Source organism: Streptomyces ossamyceticus (assembly GCF_001418475.1).
Taxonomy (GTDB): domain Bacteria; phylum Actinomycetota; class Actinomycetes; order Streptomycetales; family Streptomycetaceae; genus Streptomyces; species Streptomyces ossamyceticus.
The window spans coordinates 1-5,443 of record NZ_LIQX01000391.1 but is presented as its reverse complement, the minus strand read 5'-3'; the positions used below and the strand labels follow the sequence as shown (position 1 = coordinate 5,443).

Below are 5,443 nucleotides of genomic sequence, written 5' to 3'. Positions count from 1 at the left end.
CCCCTCACCCCGACCGCCCCGCCACCGCGGCAGCCGGAACAACCGGCGGTCGGCGGCTCCTTCGCCCAGACACCCCAGGCCCCGCCGACCGGGCAGCCCGCTCCGGGCCTGCCCCAGCAGCCCACCGCTGCCCGGCAGTCGGCCGACACGCCCATGGCCGTCGGGTCCGGCGGCGGTCAGCCCTCCTGGGCCCAGCAGGTGCACCGGCTGGCCGGCGGGGACGGCGAACAGCCGGTCGCCCCCTGGAAGCCGGTGGTGGAGGACCCCTTCCAGGCGGTCGCCCGACGGCAGGCCGAGGCCCGCCCCGCCGGGCTCGGCCGACGCCTGGTGGCCCGCCTCGTGGACAGTGCCGTCGTCGGTTCCGTCACGGCCGTGGCCGCCGTCCCGTTCGGCACCAAGGCGCTCGACCACATCGACGGGAAGATCGACGCGGCCAGGCTCTCCGGCGAGAAGGTCACCGTCTGGCTGCTCGACGGCACGACCTCGGTGTACCTGGGCATCATCCTGGGCGTCCTGTTCGTGGTGAGCGCCCTCTACGAGGTGGTGCCCACCGCCAAGTGGGGCCGCACCCTCGGCAAGAAGCTGCTCCGCCTGGAGGTCCGGGACATCGAGGGCCACGAGCCCCCGTCGTTCGGCGGGTCCCTGCGCCGCTGGCTCGCCCACACCGTCCCCGGTCTGCTCGGCATCGGCGTCGTCGGCGTCCTGTGGTGTGTGATCGACAAGCCCTGGCGCCAGTGCTGGCACGACAAGGCGGCCCACACCTTCGTCGCCGGCGAGTAGCCGTACTCCGTACGGCCCCGTGCCGGATGCGGAGCCGGGGGGTTCGCGGTCGACTCGGGCCATGAGCAGCGAACCGCCGCCCTTCGGCTCGGGTCGGTCCCCGGACGACGACCCGTTCAGGAAGCAGCCCCCGCCGGACCAGGACAGCGGTACCCCACCCGGCACCCCACCCGGAGAGCCGCCGTACGGCAGCCGGCCGCCCCCGTACGGCAACGAGCCACCGCCCTACGGCGGTGGCGGTCCTTACGGCGGTGACCCGTACGGCGGCGACCCCTACGGCGGCGGTTCCTTCCCCAACGACCCGCTCCTCGGGATGCCGCCGCTCGCCGACAGCGGCAAGCGGGTGCTCGCCCGCCTCATGGACATGATCCTCGTGGGCATCGTGGTGGGCCTGCTGGCCTGGGCGTTCAGGATCAGCCAGTACACCGTCGACACCGACGACATCGAGTTCAGCAGGTCCGTGGGGCAGGAAGTGCTCGCCGCGGTCCTCTACATCGCGTACGACACGTTCTTCACGGTCAGGAACGGCCAGACCCTCGGCAAGCGGGTGATGAAGCTCCGGGTGGCGAACCTCAGCGACGGCAACACGCCCTCGACGCAGACCTCGCTGCTGCGCGCGGCGGTGCTGTGGATCCCCTTCGCCTTCTGCTGCGCCTGTGTCTGGACGGCGATCGCGGGCGGCTGGAGCTTCTTCGACAAGCCGTACAAGCAGGGTCTGCACGACAAGGCGGCCAAGACGGTGGTGGTCAGCACGGAGTGAGTCACGGACTCACACACAGAAACGGCGGGTCCGTGGAGCACGGGCCCGCCGTCACGTTTCTGTGCGGCGTCCCGGTGGGGCGCCGAAAGAGGTTCAGGAAGCCGTCGGCTCGTGCACCGGTTCCCGCTCCCGGACCGGCTCGGGCGCCGGGCCCGCCGGAACGGTCGCCGGGGCCTTGACCCGGTTCCCGGCGGTGACGGTGGAGGCCCTCGCCGAGGCCGGCTTGGGCAGCGGCACGGTCAGGGAGACGAGGAGGCCCAGGGCGAGGGCGGAGAGGGCGATCACCGCGATCCCCACGCCGGAACTCGTCTGCGACAGCAGCAGCATGGCGAGGGTGGACAGGATCACGGTGCAGGAGCCGTAGGCGAGCTGTGCGGTCGTCGGACGAGGCATGGCAATCGTGTCCTCGGGTGGGGGTCTCCCCGTGCCTCTCGCGCTGAGGGGAGGTTGCGGATACGAATCAAAGGTGAAGCAGTGCTGTCGGCTTGGCTTCCGCCGACGTCCGGCGCTCCGCCAATCGACTCTATTCGCCAGGGTGCCCGAGGGGAACGACGGGTAAGCGTGACCTGACCCACGGGGATGGGGGCACAGGGGGCGCACCGAGTCATGGAGTCCGGGAAGTGGACGCATATGCGCGCCGGTTGGCGACGCTACATAACGTCCGCATAACGAACAAGCGCTTCCCGTAGACGGCATTAGCGCCTTGACCTGTGCAAGTCAAGATCTGTTTTTTCTCTCGAAACTCCAGTCGAATGTCGTCACTTGACTACACGCGTATACCGCCCGCGGACTTCCTCCACGACCAGGACATCCCCTCCGCGCGGACGGACGCGGGGGAGGACCTCAAGTGACCAGTAGACCCTGGACGTTCAGGGCGGCGGCCATCAGCGTCGCCATGGCGACGGCCGCGGCCACCTTCTCGACCTACGCGGTGGCGCAGGACGGGGACGGCAAGTCGGCAGCCGCCGCGAACCGCCACGACCCGGCGGACCACGCCGGGCACGGCGAGCACGACCTCGAAGGCCCCATGAGCAAGACTCAGGAGGCCCAGCGCGAGGAAGCTCTCAAGCAGGTCATATCCGGCGACGCCACGGTCAAGAACCGTGGCGGTTCGAAGGTCGTGAAGCTCAAGAGCAAGAAGGGCCAGAGCAAGTACGTCGAGCTCGGCCGGGAGAAGACCGACAAGATCTTCACGATCCTCGTCGAGTTCGGCGACCAGATCGACAGCCAGTACGGCGGCACGCCCGGCCCGCTGCACAACAAGATCGCCAAGCCGAACCGCAAGAAGGACAACTCCACGGCTTGGAAGGCGGACTACAACCGCAAGCACTTCCAGGACATGTACTTCGGCACCGGCAAGAAGACCGAGTCGATGAAGAAGTACTACGAGAAGCAGTCCTCGGGCCGCTACTCGGTCGAGGGCACGGTCTCGGACTGGGTCAAGGTGCCCTACAACGAGGCCCGCTACGGCAACAACAAGTGCGGCCAGACGAACTGCACCAGCGTGTGGAACGTCGTCAGCGACGGTCTGACCTCCTGGGTCGCCCAGCAGAAGGCGGCCGGGCGCACCGACGCACAGATCAAGGCCGACGTCGCCAAGTACGACCAGTGGGACCGTTACGACTTCGACGCCGACGGCAACTTCAACGAGCCCGACGGCTACATCGACCACTTCCAGATCGTGCACGCCGGTGAGGACGAGTCCGCCGGCGGCGGCGCGCAGGGCACGGACGCCATCTGGGCCCACCGCTGGTACGCGTTCGGCACCGACGCCGGTGTGAGCGGCCCCGACGGCAACAAGCTCGGTGGCGCCAAGATCGGTGACACGGGCATCTGGGTCGGCGACTACACCATCCAGCCGGAGAACGGCGGCCTCGGTGTCTTCGCCCACGAGTACGGCCACGACCTCGGTCTGCCGGACCACTACGACACCACGGGCAACGGCGACAACTCCACGGGTTTCTGGACCCTGATGTCGTCCGGCTCCTGGCTCGGCACCGGCAAGAACGAGATCGGTGACCTGCCCGGCGACATGACCGCCTGGGACAAGATGCAGCTGGGCTGGCTCAACTTCGACACCGCCAAGGCCGGCAAGCAGTCCACGCACAAGCTGGGTCTCGCCGCGTACAACACGTGGGACAAGCAGGCCCTCGTGGTCGAGCTGCCCCAGAAGAAGGTCACCACCGAGATCGTCGAGCCCGCCGAGGGCGCCGGTCAGTGGTGGAGCGGCAGCGGTGACAACCTCTCCAACACCCTGACCCGTTCCGTGGACCTCACGGGCAAGTCGTCCGCCGCGCTCACCCTCGACGGCTGGTACGACATCGAGGCCGAGTACGACTACCTCTACACCGAGGTGTCGACGGACGGCGGCGCCAACTGGACCGCGCTCGACGGCACGGTGGACGGTGCGGCGATCCCGAAGGACGCCAGCGGCAAGTCGGCTCTGACCGGTTCCTCCGGCACGTACAAGAAGCTGTCGTACTCGCTGGACGCCTACGCGGGCAAGAAGTTCGACCTGCGCTTCCGCTACCAGACGGACGGCGGTGTCGCCCCCAAGGGCTTCGCGGCCGACCGCATCTCCGTGGTCGCCGACGGCGGCGCCCTGTTCACCGACAACGCGGAGAGCACGGACGCGGCCTGGGCCACGAAGGGCTTCTCCCGTATCGGCTCGTCCATCACGGACGACTACGCCCAGTACTACATCGCGGAGAACCGCCAGTACGTCTCGTACGACAAGACCCTCAAGGTCGGCCCGTACAACTTCGGCTTCTCGTCGCGTCCGGACTGGGTGGAGCACTACCCGTACCAGAACGGTCTGCTGATCTGGAAGTGGGACACCTCGCAGGCGGACAACAACACCAGCACCCACCCGGGTGTCGGCCTGGTCCTCCCGATCGACTCCCACCCGAAGGCGCTCAAGTGGGCCGACGGCACGGTGATGCGCAACCGCATCCAGTCCTACGACTCGCCGTTCAGCCTGTACCGCACCGACGGCCTGAAGCTGCACAAGGCCGACGTGCTCACCAAGATCCCGTCGTCGAAGGGTGTGTCGACGTTCAACGACCACGCCAACACCTACTACGACGAGACCAACCCGACGGGCGGTGTCAAGATCACTGACACCAACACCAAGATCAAGATCGTCAAGGAGGCCAAGGACGGCTCCACGATCTCGCTCCTGGTCGGACCCGCGGTGAAGTAACCAGCATTTCCGCAGGTCAGACCATGTCCGGCCGCGACCCCCTTGGCGGGTCGCGGCCGGACGTGTTTAGGTGCGTGCTGTGGCCTTCTTATTGACACTGACGCGCACGGGGGTGTGACCTGCATGGCCGCAGGAGGTTTCTGCAAACTGCCGGACGGCAATGTCGTCGTCGCCCTGAACCTGCCGGCACCGCCGCCCCGGGACACCGTCCCGGCCGGTCCGACCACCCGGGTCGAGGCGCCCGTACGGGCCCTGCCGGCCCCCGCCGGGGGGCTCCCCGGCGTGTCCCCGGCGGACGACGGCTCGGTCCGGGTGCTGGTGCTGGCCGCGAACCGGGCCCGCGCCCTCACCCGGCTGCGCAACCTGGGGCTGCGCGCGATCTACCTCCGCGGCAACGCGGCGCCCCCGACCCCGGACGAGATCACGGCGGTGCTGCACCACCCCGACGGGCTGATATGGCGCACGTCGGCGGTCTGCCCCACGTCCACGACCCCGGAACTCTGGCACCCCATCCGAGCTCTTCTGAGGAGGCCCCGGGCCCACGCCTGAGGGCCGCCGGACGTCTGCCGGGCGTCTGCGCGGGGCGGGAGTGGAACTCACGGGCAAGCCGGTGGTCTGACCCCGCACGCCCCCGCTCACGGCGAGCGGTCGCGCCCCCGGCGCGCCCGGCGGCACCGCCCCGCGCAGACGCCCGGCAGACG

5 protein-coding genes are annotated in these 5,443 nt (G+C 69.1%); 4 read left to right on the top strand and 1 reads right to left on the bottom strand.

Annotation, left to right across the window (positions count from 1 at the left end; translation table 11 throughout):
* Positions 1-780: RDD family protein (locus AOK15_RS26800; protein ID WP_240508606.1), on the top strand; the 780-nt coding region annotated here is incomplete at its 5' end.
* 61 nt (positions 781-841) lie between these two features.
* Positions 842-1,540, top strand: coding sequence for an RDD family protein (locus tag AOK15_RS26795; protein ID WP_055520927.1), 699 nt, complete (start codon positions 842-844; stop codon positions 1,538-1,540).
* A 93-nt stretch (positions 1,541-1,633) separates the two neighbouring features.
* Here AOK15_RS26795 and AOK15_RS26790 read toward each other — a convergent pair whose 3' ends face one another.
* Positions 1,634-1,933 (bottom strand): hypothetical protein, encoded by a 300-nt coding sequence (locus tag AOK15_RS26790; RefSeq protein ID WP_055520926.1) that lies wholly within the window; start codon positions 1,931-1,933, stop codon positions 1,634-1,636.
* A gap of 454 nt (positions 1,934-2,387) precedes the next feature.
* On the opposite strand from AOK15_RS26790, the gene AOK15_RS26785 reads away from it, so the two are divergent.
* A complete protein-coding gene (locus AOK15_RS26785; RefSeq protein ID WP_055520925.1) occupies positions 2,388-4,742 on the top strand; it encodes an immune inhibitor A domain-containing protein in 2,355 nt (784 codons plus the stop codon).
* 123 nt (positions 4,743-4,865) lie between these two features.
* Positions 4,866-5,291 carry a hypothetical protein gene (locus AOK15_RS26780; protein WP_055520924.1) on the top strand — a complete coding sequence of 142 codons (426 nt, stop codon included), beginning with the start codon at positions 4,866-4,868 and terminating at the stop codon, positions 5,289-5,291.
* The last annotated feature ends 152 nt before the right edge of the window (positions 5,292-5,443 follow it).